This window comes from Streptomyces sp. NPDC006997 (assembly GCF_040635175.1).
Taxonomy (GTDB): Bacteria; Actinomycetota; Actinomycetes; order Streptomycetales; family Streptomycetaceae; genus Streptomyces.
On the sequence record NZ_JBEYHH010000023.1, the window covers coordinates 96247 to 110406 of the forward strand.

Annotated in this window: 13 protein-coding genes; 4 read left to right on the forward strand and 9 right to left on the reverse strand. The window is 74.0% G+C overall.

Annotated features, from left to right (window positions below; translation table 11 throughout):
* Window positions 1–20: 20 nt before the first annotated feature.
* From ABZ659_RS23275 to ABZ659_RS23285, 3 genes are all read left to right on the forward strand, one after another.
* Window positions 21–1262, forward strand: a complete 1242-nt coding sequence (locus ABZ659_RS23275; RefSeq protein ID WP_360223314.1) for an FAD-dependent monooxygenase — start codon at window positions 21–23, stop codon at window positions 1260–1262.
* A 4-nt stretch (window positions 1263–1266) separates the two neighbouring features.
* Window positions 1267–2250 (forward strand): aldo/keto reductase, encoded by a 984-nt coding sequence (locus ABZ659_RS23280; RefSeq protein WP_360223317.1) that lies wholly within the window; start codon window positions 1267–1269, stop codon window positions 2248–2250.
* A 90-nt stretch (window positions 2251–2340) separates the two neighbouring features.
* The gene (locus ABZ659_RS23285) at window positions 2341–2838 is read left to right on the forward strand and encodes a DUF6328 family protein (RefSeq protein ID WP_360223320.1); all 498 of its coding nucleotides are present in this window, start codon (window positions 2341–2343) and stop codon (window positions 2836–2838) included.
* 17 nt (window positions 2839–2855) lie between these two features.
* On the opposite strand, the gene ABZ659_RS23290 is transcribed toward ABZ659_RS23285, so the two are convergent.
* The 9 genes from ABZ659_RS23290 to ABZ659_RS23330 all read right to left on the reverse strand — a co-directional run bounded on the left by ABZ659_RS23290 (window position 2856) and on the right by ABZ659_RS23330 (window position 13108).
* On the reverse strand, window positions 2856–3281 hold the full coding sequence (locus ABZ659_RS23290) for an SsgA family sporulation/cell division regulator (protein ID WP_360223426.1): 426 nt from the start codon (window positions 3279–3281) through the stop codon (window positions 2856–2858).
* Between the two features lie 75 nt (window positions 3282–3356).
* Window positions 3357–4343 carry an LLM class F420-dependent oxidoreductase gene (locus tag ABZ659_RS23295; RefSeq protein WP_360223323.1) on the reverse strand — a complete coding sequence of 329 codons (987 nt, stop codon included), beginning with the start codon at window positions 4341–4343 and terminating at the stop codon, window positions 3357–3359.
* Between the two features lie 40 nt (window positions 4344–4383).
* The gene (locus tag ABZ659_RS23300) at window positions 4384–6015 is read right to left on the reverse strand and encodes a serine/threonine-protein kinase (RefSeq protein ID WP_360223326.1); all 1632 of its coding nucleotides are present in this window, start codon (window positions 6013–6015) and stop codon (window positions 4384–4386) included.
* Window positions 6016–6144: 129 nt separating this feature from the next.
* Complete coding sequence (locus ABZ659_RS23305) at window positions 6145–7107, reverse strand: threonine/serine dehydratase (RefSeq protein ID WP_360223329.1); 963 nt, start codon at window positions 7105–7107, stop codon at window positions 6145–6147.
* A gap of 18 nt (window positions 7108–7125) precedes the next feature.
* Complete coding sequence (locus ABZ659_RS23310; RefSeq protein ID WP_360223332.1) at window positions 7126–7803, reverse strand: AIM24 family protein; 678 nt, start codon at window positions 7801–7803, stop codon at window positions 7126–7128.
* A gap of 49 nt (window positions 7804–7852) precedes the next feature.
* Entirely contained in the window at window positions 7853–9187 is a 1335-nt protein-coding gene (locus ABZ659_RS23315) for a CAP domain-containing protein (protein WP_360223336.1), read from the reverse strand.
* A gap of 401 nt (window positions 9188–9588) precedes the next feature.
* Window positions 9589–9948: a UBP-type zinc finger domain-containing protein gene (locus ABZ659_RS23320; RefSeq protein ID WP_360223339.1), complete on the reverse strand. Its 360-nt coding sequence runs from the start codon at window positions 9946–9948 to the stop codon at window positions 9589–9591.
* Entirely contained in the window at window positions 9945–11435 is a 1491-nt protein-coding gene (locus tag ABZ659_RS23325; RefSeq protein WP_360223342.1) for an ATP-binding protein, read from the reverse strand. Before ABZ659_RS23325 ends, ABZ659_RS23320 begins: the two co-directional genes overlap by 4 nt.
* Complete coding sequence (locus ABZ659_RS23330; protein WP_360223345.1) at window positions 11432–13108, reverse strand: FAD-dependent oxidoreductase; 1677 nt, start codon at window positions 13106–13108, stop codon at window positions 11432–11434. The genes ABZ659_RS23325 and ABZ659_RS23330 overlap by 4 nt, the downstream gene beginning before the upstream one ends.
* Before the next feature lie 163 nt (window positions 13109–13271).
* Between ABZ659_RS23330 and ABZ659_RS23335 the strand changes: the two genes are divergently transcribed.
* Window positions 13272–14147, forward strand: coding sequence for a universal stress protein (locus ABZ659_RS23335; protein ID WP_360223348.1), 876 nt, complete (start codon window positions 13272–13274; stop codon window positions 14145–14147).
* The last annotated feature ends 13 nt before the right edge of the window (window positions 14148–14160 follow it).

Below are 14160 nucleotides of genomic sequence, written 5' to 3' on the forward strand. Positions count from 1 at the left end.
TGACGAACGAGGAGTGTGACGTGAAGGTCGCCTGCGTCGGCGGCGGGCCCGCCAGCCTGTACCTGTCGATCCTGCTGAAGCTCCAGGACCCGTCCCACGACATCACCGTCCACGAACGCGACCCGGAGGGCTCCACCTACGGCTGGGGCGTCACCTACTGGCGCGGGCTCCTCGACAAGCTGCACACCCACGACCCCGAGTCGGCGCGCGCCGTCGCCGCCTCGTCCCTGAGCTGGACCGAGGGCGTCGCGCGCATCCACGGCCGCACCGTCCGGCACCCCGGCGACCAGGGCTTCGGCATCGGACGCCACCGCCTCCTGGAGATCCTCGCGGCCCGCGCCGACTCCCTCGGCGTACGCCTGGAGTACGGCCAGGAGATCACCGCCGACGACCCGCCCGGCTGGGCCGACCTGGTGGTCGCGGGCGACGGCGTCCGCAGCGCCCTGCGCACCCGCCACGCCGACCACTTCGGCACCCGCGCCAGCACCGGCCGCAACCCCTACGTCTGGCTCGGCACCACCAAGGTCTTCGACGCCTTCACGTTCGCCTTCACCGAGACCGCGCACGGCTGGATCTGGTGCTACGGCTACCCGTACGGCCCCGACCGCAGCACCTGCGTCGTCGAGTGCGAGCCCGCCACCCTGGCCGGGCTCGGCCTGGACCGCGCCGGTGAGGACGACGGACTCGCCCTGCTGGAGGGCCTGTTCGCCGACGTCCTCGACGGCCACCGGCTCATCGCCCGCCCGTCCGCGCACGGCCCGGCCCGGCAGTGGCAGACGTTCCGCACCCTCACCAACCGCACCTGGCGCCACGGCAACCTCGTCCTGGTCGGCGACGCCGCCCACACCACCCACTACTCCATCGGCGCCGGGACCACCCTCGCCCTGGAGGACGCCGTCGCCCTCGCCGGAGCCCTGCGCCGGCACCCCGCCCTCCCGGACGCCCTCGCCCACTACGAGCGGCACCGCAAGGCCGCCCTCCTGCCCGCGCAGAGCGCCGCCCGCCACAGCGCCCTCTGGTACGAGAGCCTGCCGCGCTACACCGCCCTGCCGCCGGAGGAGATGTTCGCGCTCCTCGGCCAGCGCCACTCGCCCCTCCTGCCGCACCTCCCGCCCCGGCTGTACCACCGCCTCGACCGCGCCGCCGGGCGGCTGACCGCCGTACGCCACCTCAAGCGACGCCTCGGCCCGGCCCTCGCCCGCACCCTGCACGCGCGAACCCTGGCCTCCCGGGAGCGCTCCCACGAGCGGATGGCAGACTGACGCCATGGAAGAACGCGCAATGAACAGGCTGGGTCAGCGGGTCTCCGTCGTCGGCCTCGGCACCTGGCAGCTCGGCGCCGACTGGGGCGACGTCGACGACAAGGAGGCCCTCGCGGTCCTGGAGGCGGCGGCCGAGTCGGGAGTGACCTTCTTCGACACCGCCGACGTCTACGGCGACGGACGCAGCGAGCAGACCATCGCGGCGTTCCTGCGCGCCCGGCCGGACCTGCGGATGCTGGTCGCCACCAAGATGGGCCGCCGGGTCGACCAGCTCCCCGGGAACTACGTCCTGGACAACTTCCGGGCCTGGAACGACCGCTCCCGCCGCAACCTCGGCGTCGACCGGATCGACCTGGTGCAACTGCACTGCCCGCCCACCCCCGTCTACTCCACCGACGAGGTCTTCGACGCCCTTGACACCCTGGTCGAGGAGGAGCGCGTCGCCGCCTACGGCGTCAGCGTGGAGACCTGCGCGGAGGCGCTGACCGCGATCGCCCGGCCGAACGTGGCCAGTGTGCAGATCATCCTCAACCCGTTCCGGATGAAGCCGCTGCGCGAGGTCCTCCCGGCCGCCGCCGAGGCGGGCGTCGGCATCATCGCCCGCGTGCCGCTCGCCTCCGGGCTGCTGTCCGGGAAGTACACGAAGGACACCGTCTTCGCCGCGAACGACCACCGCACCTACAACCGGCACGGCGAGGCGTTCGACCAGGGCGAGACCTTCTCCGGCGTGGACTTCGCCACCGGCGTGGAGGCCGCCGCCGAGTTCGCCGCCCTCGCCCCCGAGGGCTGCACCCCCGCCCAGCTCGCGCTGCGCTGGATCATCCAGCAGCCCGGCGTCACCACCGTCATCCCCGGCGCCCGCTCACCCGAGCAGGCCCGCGCCAACGCCGCCGCCGCGGCGCTCCCCGCGCTTCCGCCGGAGACCCTGACGGCGATCGGGGACCTGTACGACCGGCGGATCCGGGAGCAGGTCGAGCACCGCTGGTAGCCGCCGGCCGGACGGGCTGACACAAAAGCGCCTCTCCGGGGAACCCGCTGTGACAGAAGACCTGAGGTCGGCTCGCACCGGGAGGACACCGTGACCGTCACCGACGACAACGTCAGTCGGAGCAGGGGGCGCAACGAGACGGAGGAGGAGAGGGCCGACCGGATGTGGCAGGAGCTGATCCAGGAGGTCCGGGTCGCCCAGACGGGCGTGCAGATCCTGTTCGGCTTTCTCCTCACGGTGGTGTTCACCCCGGTCTACCGCGACCTCACCGACGCCAACCAGACGATCTACATCGTGACCGTCATGCTGGGGGCCGCGGCGACCGGGGCGCTGATAGGTCCCGTGTCGCTGCACCGCATCGTCTCCGGCCGCCGGGTGAAGCCGCAGGCGGTGCGGCTCGCCTCCCGGCTCACCCACGTGGGCCTGGTGCTGCTGCTCGCCACCATGACCTGCGCGCTGCTGCTCATCCTGCGGGTGGCCACCGACGACCCCATCGTGCCGTGGCTGGTCAGCGGCGTACTGCTCTGGTACCTGCTGTGCTGGTACGCGCTGCCGCTGTGGACCCGGCGCCGGCACACCAGCCGCTGAACCGGCCCGGCCCCGGCTCAGCCGTCGGTGATGACCTCCGCCAGGAAGTCGTCCACGTGGACCCGCTCGCTGCCCGGGGCGACCACCTCGTAGGTCCTGCGCAGGAAGGCGGCGACGGCCGGCGCCCACGCGTACACCACCGCGTGGTGCCGGGCACCGTCCGGGTGGCTGTCGCCGAAGAACTCCATCCGCAGCTCCTCCCACCGGCTGCTGCCGGTCGGGCTGAACCGCACGTCACCCACCCCGACCGGGCCGCGCAGCCCGTCGGAGAGCATCTGCCGGTCGAGCCGCCACCGGGCGAGCACCCGGCCGTCGTGGCTGAACACCGCGGTGACCGCGAACGGGTCGGCCGGGTCGTAGCTGAGGTGGGTCAGCACCGGGAAGCGGTTCGTGCCGCCCGCCTGGAGCTGCATGACCAACGTCTGCTGCACGAACGGATTCACCACGGGGCCCTCCCTGAGCGCGACACGGAAACCGGTACACAGCGGCACGGGTATCCCGGCTCGCGCCCTCGATGCTCAGCCGGCCGGGTGATCGCCGAACGCCTCCCGCAGCGCGGGCAGCAGCGTGTCCTTCGACCACCGGAGGAACGGCTCCTGCGCCTGGCCGCCGATCTGCACCAGCGCGACCTCGGTGAAACCGGCCTCGGCGTAGGGCCGTACCGCCTCGACGAAGTCGTCCGGGTCGGCGCCGCAGGGGATGGACGCGGCGACGTCGTCGGGGGTGACGAACTGGGTGGCGGCGTCGAAGGAGTCCGGGTGCGGCAGCTCCGAGTTCACCTTCCAGCCGCTGCCGAACCAGCGGAACTGGTCGTGCGCCCGCTTCACCGCCGTGTCCCGGTCGGTGTCGTGGCAGACCGGGAGCTGGCCCACCCGCGGCTTGCCCGCGCCGCCGTGCCGGTCGAACGACTCCAGCAGGTGCGGCTTCGGCTCGGTGGCGATGACCAGGTCCGCCAGTCGTCCCGCGAGGGCGCAGGACTGCTCGCCGGAGACGGCGACGCCGATCGGCGGCGGCTCGTCGGGCACGTCCCACAGCCGGGCCGACTCCACGTCGAAGTGCGGGCCCCGGTGGTTGACGTGGCCGCCCTGGAAGAGGTCCCGGATGATCCCGACCGCCTCCTCCAGCATCTCGTGGCGTACGTCGACCGACGGCCAGCCGCCGCCGGTCACATGCTCGTTGAGGTTCTCACCGGAGCCGAGGCCGAGCCGGAACCGCCCCTCGGACAGCAACTGCACCGTCGCCGCCTTCTGTGCCACGACCGCCGGGTGGTAGCGGAAGGTCGGGCAGGTCACGTAGGTCATCAGCGGGATGCGGCGGGTCGCCTGCGCGGCGGCGCCGAGCACGCTCCACGCGTACGGCGCGTGGCCCTGCGAGCGCAGCCACGGGAAGTAGTGGTCGGAGGTCACGGAGAAGTCGAACCCCGCCTCCTCGGCCCCCACGACATGGTCGACCAGCTCACGGGGGCCGGCCTGCTCGGTCAGCATCGTGTATCCGATTCGCACCATAGGCGGCGAGTCCCCCGGGGTCCGGACGGGGAAACGGCCGTCAGCGGGAGACACCCCGGAAGGTACGCAGGAAGGCGTCGAGTGCCTGCCGGTTGGCGGTGGCGCCGAAGTCGTCGGCGGGCGTCGTCCAGCGCAGCGAGAAGCCGCGGCCCTCACCGACGAGGAAGCCGCGGCCGAAGGTGCGCAGCGTGCCGCCGCGGACCTCGGCGAGCCACTCGAAGTCGGCGGCCCGCCGTCCCTGGTACGTCGTCGCCCGGATGTCCCCGATCCGCCGGAAGCCCCCGGCCCGCCTCAGGCCCGGTTCGACGTCCTGCCGCCAGACGGCCACCGGGTCGGGGCCGAGGCGCTCGCTGTAGGTCACGGTCAGGGTGCGCGGATCGTCCCGGGCGCCGAGCACCACGCGGTAGGCGAGGCCCGGCACGCGCGTGGTGCGCAGCGGTCCCCAGCCCTCGGGCAGGGCGACGGAGAACCCCTCCGGGGCGTCGTAGCGGCGGAAGCCGAGCGGGAGGACCGTGGGGGAGGGCGTGGGAGGCGTGGCGGGCGTCGGCGTGGTGGCCGTGGGGGTGGGCCTGGTCGGCGCCGGTGCGGCGGGGCGGGACGCTGAGGGGCTGGGGGAGCGGGACGGGGACGGGGGCGGTGTGGTGCCGGTGGGGGAGGCGGACGGCTCCGGCCGGGTACGCGCGGCGGTGGGGTCGGTGCGGGTCAGCTGGTGGGTGGTGGCGAGGACGGCGACCGCGACGCCGATGACCGCCAGCGTCGTCCCGGTGACCATGGTCCGGCGGCTCCAGCCCCGCCCGCCCTGGTGCGCGCGGTGCGGCCGGGACGCGGCCGCGGCGGGCGGCGGGGCCTCGGCGTCCGCGCGCAGCACCCGCGCCAGCGCCTCCCGGACCACCGGCCGGGTCAGCCGGTCCCGGCCGTCCCTGCGCAGCAGCCCCTGCACGACCCGGGTCAGCGGACCGGCCCGCAGCGGGGTGCGCAGCGGCAGCCGGTCGACGCCCCTGAGCGTGCTCTCGAACCGCCCCCGCTCCCGGAACGGCGGACGCCCCTCCACGGCCGCGTAGAGGATCGCGCCCAGCGCCCACAGGTCGGCCGCGGGCCCCACCCGCTCGTCCCGGGCCTGCTCGGGCGAGGCGTACGACGGTGCCGTGAGCCGGGGCGCGAGGGTGGCGCCCGCCAGCCCGAACCCGCAGACGACGACCGGGCCCCGCTCGGGCACCAGCACCTGGCCGGGGCTGAGTTCCCCGTGGGTGATGCCCGCCCCGTGCGCGGCCTCCAGCACCTCCAGCAGTTCGAGCCCGATCCGCGCCACCCGCGCGTGGGAGAAGGCGTCCCCCGCCGCGAGGAGTTCGCCGAGCGGCGTACCGGTGACCCGGTCGGTGACGATCCACAGCGCCTCCGGCTCCGCGACCGCGTCCAGGACGGTGGCGACCCGGCCGGGGCAGCTCAGCGCCATCGCCTCGGAGGTGCGCCGCACCCGGCCGACGGCCTGCCGCGCCGCCTCCGCTCCGGTGTCCGGCGGCAGTCCGACCCGGGTCACCAGACAGGGGCGCCCGGAGTGGGTGTCCTCCCCGTACCAGCACACGCGGTTGGTCTCGCCGTGGACGACCTCCAGCAGCCGGTACCGCCCGGCGACCGAACCGCCCCCGGTGACGTGCGCCTCGCCCATGGCCATCCCTCGCTGAACCCCGGCCTCACCCTTTCCCAGTGGTACGCGGGCGGTGCGGCCGGGCGTTCAACGGGCACGGCATCTTCTGCGGCCAACCGCACGCAGAGAACACATATTTGACAGGACGTCACTGAACTACGCGCGCAGTCCGAACCGTTCCGACCAGTCGAGGACATCGCCGGTCGTCACGTTGCCGCCGCACACCACCAGACCGAGCCGGGCGCCCGTGCCGACCCGCTCCAGCACCCGCCGGGCGGCGGGCAGCAGGCACCCGGCGGCCGGTTCCGCCCACACCTTCGCGTGCTCGGCGAGGTCCAGACAGCCCTGGACCGCCTCCCGGTCCGGGACCACCAGCACCTCGGTGACCAGCGCGGACACATGGTCGTACGTCAGCTGGGAGACCGTCGGCGCGCTGAGCGTGGTGACCACCGACGACAGCGGCACCTGGAGCGGACCGCCCGCCGCCAGCGCCCGTGACATCGCCTCGGCGCCCTCGGTCTCCACGCCCCAGACCCGCACCCCCGGGCGCCGCGCCCGCAACGCCGCCGCCACCCCGGCGATCAGCCCGCCGCCCCCGATGCTGACCAGGACGTCGGTGACCTCGTCGGCGTCGTCGGCGAACTCCAGGCCCACCGTGCCCTGCCCGGCGATCACCACCGGGTCGTCGAACGGGTGCACCAGGGTCAGGCCCTCGTCACGCAACCGCCCCATCAGGGCGAACGCCTCGTCCATGCCGTCCGTCAGCCGGACCGAGGCCCCCGCGTCCCGGGCGATCCCGACGGACCGGGCGGGTGCCGTGCGCGGCATGACCACCGTCGCCTTCACGTCCAGCGCGGCCGACATCACCGCCAGCGCGACGCCGTGGTTGCCCCCGCTGACCGCCACCACCCCGGCGGCCCGCTCGGCCCCGCTCAGCGACAGCAGCTTGGCCGTCGCGCCGCGCGACTTGAACGAACCGGTGCGCTGGAGCAGCTCCAGCTTGGTGGTGACCGGGGCGCCGAGCAGCGCGGACAGGCCGGGGCTGGGCAGGGTGGGGGTGCGGACCACGTGTCCGGCGATCCGCGCGGCGGCGGCCTCGATCTCCGGGATGCCTATCACAGCGTGTTCACCTCTCGTTCAGCGCTGCTGGGGGGTGTGCGGCTTGGCCTCGCTCGGCCGGACCACCACGTACCCCTGACCCTGGAGCATCAGCTGTACGGCCTCCCCGCTGCCGCCGCGCAGCATCGAGCCGATGGACTGCGAGCGGTGCAGCGAGGTCTGGAGCCCCGCCGTCCAGCCGACGACGGCGTCCGTGTCGACGTACACCGGGTACTGCGGGGAGACCGGGATGACCAGCGGAGTGCCCTCGCACACCAGCCCCAGTCTGCCCTGTCCCGAGAAGACGCTGTTGAACAGCCCCCCGCCGGTGATCCCGGCGCCCTTCACGGTGGCGATCCGGTACGCCAGTGTGGCGTCGAAGCACAGCACGTTGCGGCCGTTGACGGTGAACTCGTCACCCGCCTCCACCTCGACGATGAAGCAGTTCTGCGCCTCCTGCGCGAACCAGGCCTCGCCCTGCCCGCGCACCGCCATCAGCGGCAGGCCCTCACCGGTGACCGCCCGCTTGAGCATCCCGCCCACGCCCTGGCCCTTGCGCTCGAACTGGAGGTTGCCGCGGAACGCGATCATCGCGCCCTGGCGGGCGAGCATCTCCCCGTTCACCGCGTACTTGACGCACTTGGAGTTCTCGATCGTCATGCCCGGCGCCGTGGCGAACTGGGCCATGTGCTCACTGGAGAAAAGGTCACCCTTCATGGGTGCATCCTGTCGCGGAGGGGTTCGTTCCGCCAAGATCGGACCGGTATCAGGCGCCGAACAGCTGGGTCCAGTACGTGCCCGCCCGCCCGCCGCCCGCGAAACCTATCCCGACATGGGTGAAAGCGGGCTTGAGGATGTTGGCGCGGTGGCCGGGGCTGTTCATCCAGCCCGTCACCACCTCGGTGGGGGAGCGCTGGCCGCAGGCGATGTTCTCGCCGATCGTGCGCCGGGCCGAGCCCGCGGCGGCGGCCCGGTCCCAGGGGTGACTGCCGTCGGGGGAGGTGTGGGAGTAGAAGTCCCGGGCCACCATGTCCGCGCTGTGCGCCTGCGCGGCGGCCGTCAGCAGCGGGTCCACGGTGAGCGGGCGCAGTCCGGCACGGGCCCGCTCGGCGTTGGTCAGGTCCACGACCCGGCCCGCCGTGCGCTCCAGCTCGGCCGGAGTGAGGGGGCGCGCCCACAGCGCGGTCCAGTACGTGTCCCCGGAGCGGTGGTCGGCGGCCCGGCCCAGCGCGGCGTGGGTGAAGGCCGGGTCGTGCAGGGTGCGCCGGGCGTGGTCGGTGCCCAGGCAGTACTCGACGAACTCGGCGGGGGTGCGCGGGCCGGATACCAGGTGCTCGCCGACGGTGAGGTACGGGAATCCGGCGGCCGTGACCCGTCGGTACACGGAGATGCCGTCATGCCCCTCGACGCCGAGCCGCCCGGCCGCCGCCATCGCCCCGGCGTGCTCCCGGGCCGCCACGGCGAGCCGTGCGTCCAGCACGACGGGCGGCGAACCGGCGCGGGCCCGGGCGGCGTTGACCAGACCGAGGAACCCGTCGGGTTCGCCGCCGGGCCGCGGGGCGGGTACGGCGGGGGAGAGGGGGGCGACGAGGGTGCCGGGCCCCGGGCCGGGGCCGTTGTCGTCGTCCACGACGTCCACCCCGAAGTCCCGTGCCAGCCCCGCCAGTCCGTCCGCGTACCCCTGGCCCAGGGCGCGGAGCTTCCACTGGCCGGCGCGGCGGTACAGCTCGGCGAGCAGCAGCACCGTCTCCCGGTCCGGGCTGCGCGGGGTGAACCGGGCGACCGTGGCGCCGCGGGCGTCGGTGACGTGCAGGACGGGGGCGGGCAGGGCGCCCAGCGTGGTGCCGGGGTCGGCGGGGCTGACGACGACGGTGACCCGGGTGGCCCCGGCGCGCAGCCGGGTCGGCTCCACGGTGAGGGTGTCGCCGTCCAGGCGGGCGCCGGGTGCGGTGGGCTGGTTGTAGAACACGAAGTCCGCGTCGCCGCCCACCGTGCCGCCGTCGTCGGTGATCAGCGCGGACACGTCGAACGGGCCGGGCACCCGCACCGTCACGGCACCCCCGGGCAGGGGCAGGTTGCCCCCGGGAATCAACTCGCTCATCGCGCCGCCCTGGTGTCGTCGTCCGGGCCCAACGAATCCGCCCGGACAACGTCTACCAGGGCACGGGGGTTCCCCGCACCACCCCACCCCACACCGACCCACACTCGGCGCGCCGTCCCACACGACGCCCGGCCTTGCTCGCCGTTCCACTTCCGCTGAACGGCCGCCCCCGCTCCACGCCCGGCCTTGCTCGGCGTGCCGCCCCCGCTCCACGCCCGGCCTCGCTCGGCGCGCCGCCCCCGATCCACACACGGCCCCGCTCGGCGTGCCGCCCCCGATCCACACATGGCCCCGCTCAACACGGCGACCCCGCCCAGCACACGGCCCCGCTCAACGCGGCAGCCTCGCCCGGCGCAGCACCCCCGCTCCCCGCGAGGCCCGGCGAGGAGTGGCCGTCCCGCTCAGCGCAGCGTCTCCGCCCAGTCCGCCGGTACCCGGCCCGCCGGTCCCGGGGCGGGCTGGTCCTCGGGGTGGCTTTCCGGTGGGGCCAGGTCGGGGCCGGACTCGTACAGCTCGTTCTTCTCGAAGTCCCAGAACCAGCCCTCGCCCGGCTCGAAGCTGCGCATCACCCGGTGTCCGGTGGCCCGGTAGTGGGCGGAGGCGTGCTGCGCGGGGGAGGAGTCGCAGCAGCCGACGTGGCCGCAGGCCGCGCACCGGCGCAGGTGGAACCACCAGCCGCCGTCGGCGTCGCACTCGACGCAGCCGGGCCCGCTCGGCGGCACGCTCGGGTCGATCGCCTCGGTTCCGCTGTCAGTCGTCATGCCGGTTCCTCGCGCCTTTCGTCGTCGGTCGTTTCCAGGGTGTCCGGCGTGTCGCCGTCCGCGGCGGTGAGCGGAAGCAGCACCTGGAACCGCGTGTCGCCCGGTTCGGACTCCACCTGGAGACTGCCGTGGTGCTTGTTGACGATGATCCGCCAGGAGATGTCCAGTCCCAGCCCCGTGCCCTGCCCCACCGGCTTGGTGGTGAAGAAGGGGTCGAAGATACGGGACCGGATCTCCGGCGCCACCCCGCACCCGGTGTCGCGGAACTCCACCAGCATCCGGTCGTGGTCCAGCGCCGTCCGCACGGTCAGCGTGCCGTCCCCGCCGACGCTGTTGATCGCGGCGACCGCGTTGTCGATCAGGTTCGTCCACACCTGGTTGAGCTCCGCCGGGTACGCCGGGACGTTCGGCAGCGTGCGGTCGTACTCCTTCACGACCTTGATCCGCTTGCCGATCTTGGCGGAGAGCATCAGCAGCGTGCTGTCGAGGAGTTCGTGGACGTCGGCCATCCGGTAGGGCGCCCGGTCCAGCTGCGAGTACTGCTTGGCGGCGTCCACCAGATGGGAGATACGGGTGGTGGAGTCGGCGATCTCGTCCATCAGCAGCTCGGTCTCGACCGTGTAGTTCAGCCAGCCGATCGCGCCCGGCAGCACCTCCGGGTCCACCGCCGCCGCGACCTGGTCGAGCCAGTCCAGGTCGAGCCCGGCCTGCACGAAGGTCGGCGCGAGCCGCCAGCCGTCCGGGATGCCGTGGTCGTCGAGCCAGTCGCTGACCGCGTCCTCCCGGTCGGACGCCTCCAACGGGCTGAGCACCGGCGCCTTGGCGACCCGCTCCGCGGTGCGCTCCTGGATCTCGATGAGGTTCGCCAGCGCCTCGCGCGGATACGGTCCCGCGGAGATCACGCTCAGCTTGTGCCGCATCTTCGCGACCCGCTCCCGCAGCGTCGCCGTCGCCCGTACCGCCGCCGCGGCCGGGTTGTTCAGCTCGTGGGTCAGCCCCGCGGACAGCGAGCCGAGCGCCAGCAGCCGCTCCCGCTGCCCGATCACCCGCTGGGTGCTCTTCGAACCGAAGAACAGCCCCTCCAGCAGGTGCACCGCCATCGGGAACCACTCCTGCATGATCGCCGCGAAGGTGTCGGCGGGCAGGACGAAGAACCGCGTCGGTTCCGTGACGTGCATGGAGCCGTTGTAGACCTGCCGCACCCGGTCGCCGATGTACGCCTGCATGGCGCCCCCGTACACCCCGCGCTGCGAGGTACGGGACACCTCGACGTCGTCGCCGCCGACCCTGCGGTACAGCACGACCGTTCCCTCGAGCATGACGTAGAAGCAGGTCGCCGGGTCGCCCTCGACGTACACCGGGCCCGGTTCGAACCGCTCCACGCGGCCCTCGGCGCACAGCCGCCCCAACTGCTCGGCGTCGAGCTTCTCGAACAGGAACAGCGAGCCGATCTCCCGCGGGCTGCACGGCAGGACCCGCCCGCTCACGACTGCTCCAGGTAGCGGTGGACGAGCATCACGGCCATGGCTCCCTCTCCGACGGCGGACGCGACACGCTTGGCGGACTCGGCGCGGGCGTCGCCCGCCACGAACACGCCGGGGATGTTGGTCTCCAGGTGGTACGGCGGCCGGTCCAGCTCCCAGCCCGCGGGCGGCCGTCCGTCGGGCGTCAGGTCGGGCCCGGCCAGGATGAAGCCGCGCTCGTCGCGCAGCACCGTGCCGGCCAGCCAGTCCGTCAGCGGGGCGGCGCCGATGAAGACGAAGCACCACTGCGCGTCGACGAGTTCGGTGTGCCCGCTGCCGACGTCGCGCAGGGTCAGCTGCTCCAGGTGGTCCGCGCCGTGCGCCGCCTCCACCACCGTGGAGCAGCGCACCGAGATGTTCGGCGACTCACCGATCTGCTCGATCAGGTAGTGCGACATCGACGCCGCCAGCGACTCCCCGCGCACCAGCAGCGTCACCGACTTGGCGCCCCGGGACAGGTACATCGCCGCCTGCCCCGCGGAGTTGGCGCCGCCGACGATGTACACGTCCTGGCCCTGGCAGGCGGGTGCCTCGGTCAGCGAGGAGCCGTAGAAGACGCCGCAGCCGGTGAGGTCGGCGGCGCCGGGGGCGTCGAGCTGCCGGTAGGACACGCCGGTCGCGAGGATCACGCTGTGCGCGGCGACCGCCGAGCCGTCGCTGAACCGCACGATCCGCGCGCCGCCGCTCACCTCCAGACCCGTCACCTCGCGGGCGGTGAGGATCTCCGCGCCGAACTTCGCCGCCTGCCGCCGCGCCCGGTCGGTGAGCTGCGCGCCGGACACGCCGTCGGGGAAGCCGAGGTAGTTCTCGATCCGGGAGCTCTGCCCCGCCTGCCCACCGGTCGCCGACCGCTCCACCAGCACCGTGCGCAGCCCCTCCGAGGCCCCGTACACGGCCGCGCCGAGCCCGGCCGGGCCGCCGCCGATGACGACCAGGTCGTAGAAGTCGGCCGTCGGCGTGGTCGCCAGGCCCACCTCGGCGGCCAGCTCCGGCGGCTCCGGCTCCACCAGCGGCGTGCCGTCCGGGGTGATCACCAGCGGCAGCCGCCGCCCGTCCGCGCCCGCCGCGGCCAGCAGCCGCCGCCCCTCCGGCTCGTCGGAGGAGTACCAGCGGTACGGCACCTGGTTGCGGGCCAGGAACTCGCGCACCTCCGAGGACCGCGCGGACCAGCGGTGCCCGACCACCTTGGTCGCCGGGACCGGCCGGTAGTCGCTGCTGCGCCACGCCTGGAGCAGGTCGTCCAGGACCGGGTACAGCTTCTCCTCGGGCGGGTCCCACGGCTTGAGCAGGTAGTGGTCGAGGTCGACGACGTTGATCGCGTCGATCGCCGCGTTGGTGTCCGCGTACGCGGTCAGCAGCACCCGCCGGGCGCCCGGGTAGACGTCCAGCGCCTGCTCCAGGAACTCGATGCCGTTCATCTGCGGCATCCGGTAGTCGGCGAGGATCACCGCCACCAGGTCGCCGCGCAGCTTCAGCTCCCGCAGCGCGTCGAGCGCCGACTCGCCGGACTCCGCGCGCACGATGCGGTACGACTCGCCGTAGCGTCGCCGCAGGTCCCGGGCGACAGCTCGGGAGACCCCCGGATCGTCGTCGACGGTCATGATGACGGTCCGCGCCGTGTCGGCGGCCTGTGCCATACGTCTCCCACCCCGGGCGTTCGGATGTTCCCGCCCATCGTATGTTCGATGGCCCCCGTACGCTCGGGAAAAGTCCGCCGGGCCACGCCCCCGCCCGGCGCCGTCCGGGCGTAGGGAAGACTGGACCCGTACGGCAGGTGAGGACACGAGGAGGCACCCGGAGATGACGCGCCCGATCACGGCAGGCGTGGACGGAACGGAGGAGAGCCACGCCGCGCTCGCCTGGGCGGCCCGCGAGGCCGTGCGCCGCGGGACGGCGCTGCGGGTGGTGCACGCCTGGCGGTACGAGTCCCGCGAGGGCCTCGACGCGCAGGGCCGGGACGCCCAGGAGCGGTGGGTGCGGGACGCGGTGGGGCAGGCCGTGCGCGAGGTGCGCGAACGGCACACCGGCCTCGACGTCGCCGCGGACGTCGTCGAGGGCGGCGCGGTGGAGACGCTGCTCGCCGCGGCGGACGACGCCGGGACGCTGGTGCTCGGCTCGCGCGGGCACGGGCGGCTCGTCGGCTTCCTGCTCGGCTCCGTCGGCCAGCAGGTGGTCGCGGAGGCGGCGTGCCCCGTGGTGCTGGTGCGCTCCGGCGACCGCACGGCGGGCGAGGTGGCCGCCCGGGAGGTCGTCGTCGGCCAGGAGGGCGGCCCCGAGGACAGCGCCGCCGCGCTGCGGTTCGCCTTCGAGACGGCCGCCGCCCGGCAGGCCCCGGTGCGTGCCGTACGGGCCTGGACGCTGCCGCCGGTGTTCGCCTACAGCCCCGCCTCCCTGAAGCTCCTCGACGACGCCGGGGGTCCGGAGCCGTACGAGAGGAAGGCGCTGGCCGACGCGCTGGAGCCGTGGCGCGCCCGCTTCCCGGACGTGCACGTCGTGGAGCACGTGGAGATGGGCAGCGCGGGCCAGGTGCTGCTGTCGGTGGCCGGGCGCGCCCAGCTCATGGTGGTGGGCCGCCGCGCCACCCGCACCGCCGTGGGCGCCCGGATCGGCTCGGTCGCCCACGGGGTGCTGCACCACGCGGAGTGCCCGGTGGCCGTGGTCCCGCACCAGGCCTAGGCGACCAGGGCCC

What these genes read in the sequence shown, in the direction of transcription:
- ABZ659_RS23300 (WP_360223326.1), bottom strand. Translation starts at nt 6,015, where the DNA reads ATGGCCATGGGCGAGGCGCACGTCACCGGGGGCGGTTCGGTCGCCGGG.
- ABZ659_RS23280 (WP_360223317.1), top strand. Translation starts at nt 1,267, where the DNA reads ATGGAAGAACGCGCAATGAACAGGCTGGGTCAGCGGGTCTCCGTCGTC.
- ABZ659_RS23330 (WP_360223345.1), bottom strand. Translation starts at nt 13,108, where the DNA reads ATGGCACAGGCCGCCGACACGGCGCGGACCGTCATCATGACCGTCGAC.
- ABZ659_RS23315 (WP_360223336.1), bottom strand. Translation starts at nt 9,187, where the DNA reads ATGAGCGAGTTGATTCCCGGGGGCAACCTGCCCCTGCCCGGGGGTGCC.
- ABZ659_RS23310 (WP_360223332.1), bottom strand. Translation starts at nt 7,803, where the DNA reads ATGAAGGGTGACCTTTTCTCCAGTGAGCACATGGCCCAGTTCGCCACG.
- ABZ659_RS23335 (WP_360223348.1), top strand. Translation starts at nt 13,272, where the DNA reads ATGACGCGCCCGATCACGGCAGGCGTGGACGGAACGGAGGAGAGCCAC.
- ABZ659_RS23320 (WP_360223339.1), bottom strand. Translation starts at nt 9,948, where the DNA reads ATGACGACTGACAGCGGAACCGAGGCGATCGACCCGAGCGTGCCGCCG.
- ABZ659_RS23295 (WP_360223323.1), bottom strand. Translation starts at nt 4,343, where the DNA reads ATGGTGCGAATCGGATACACGATGCTGACCGAGCAGGCCGGCCCCCGT.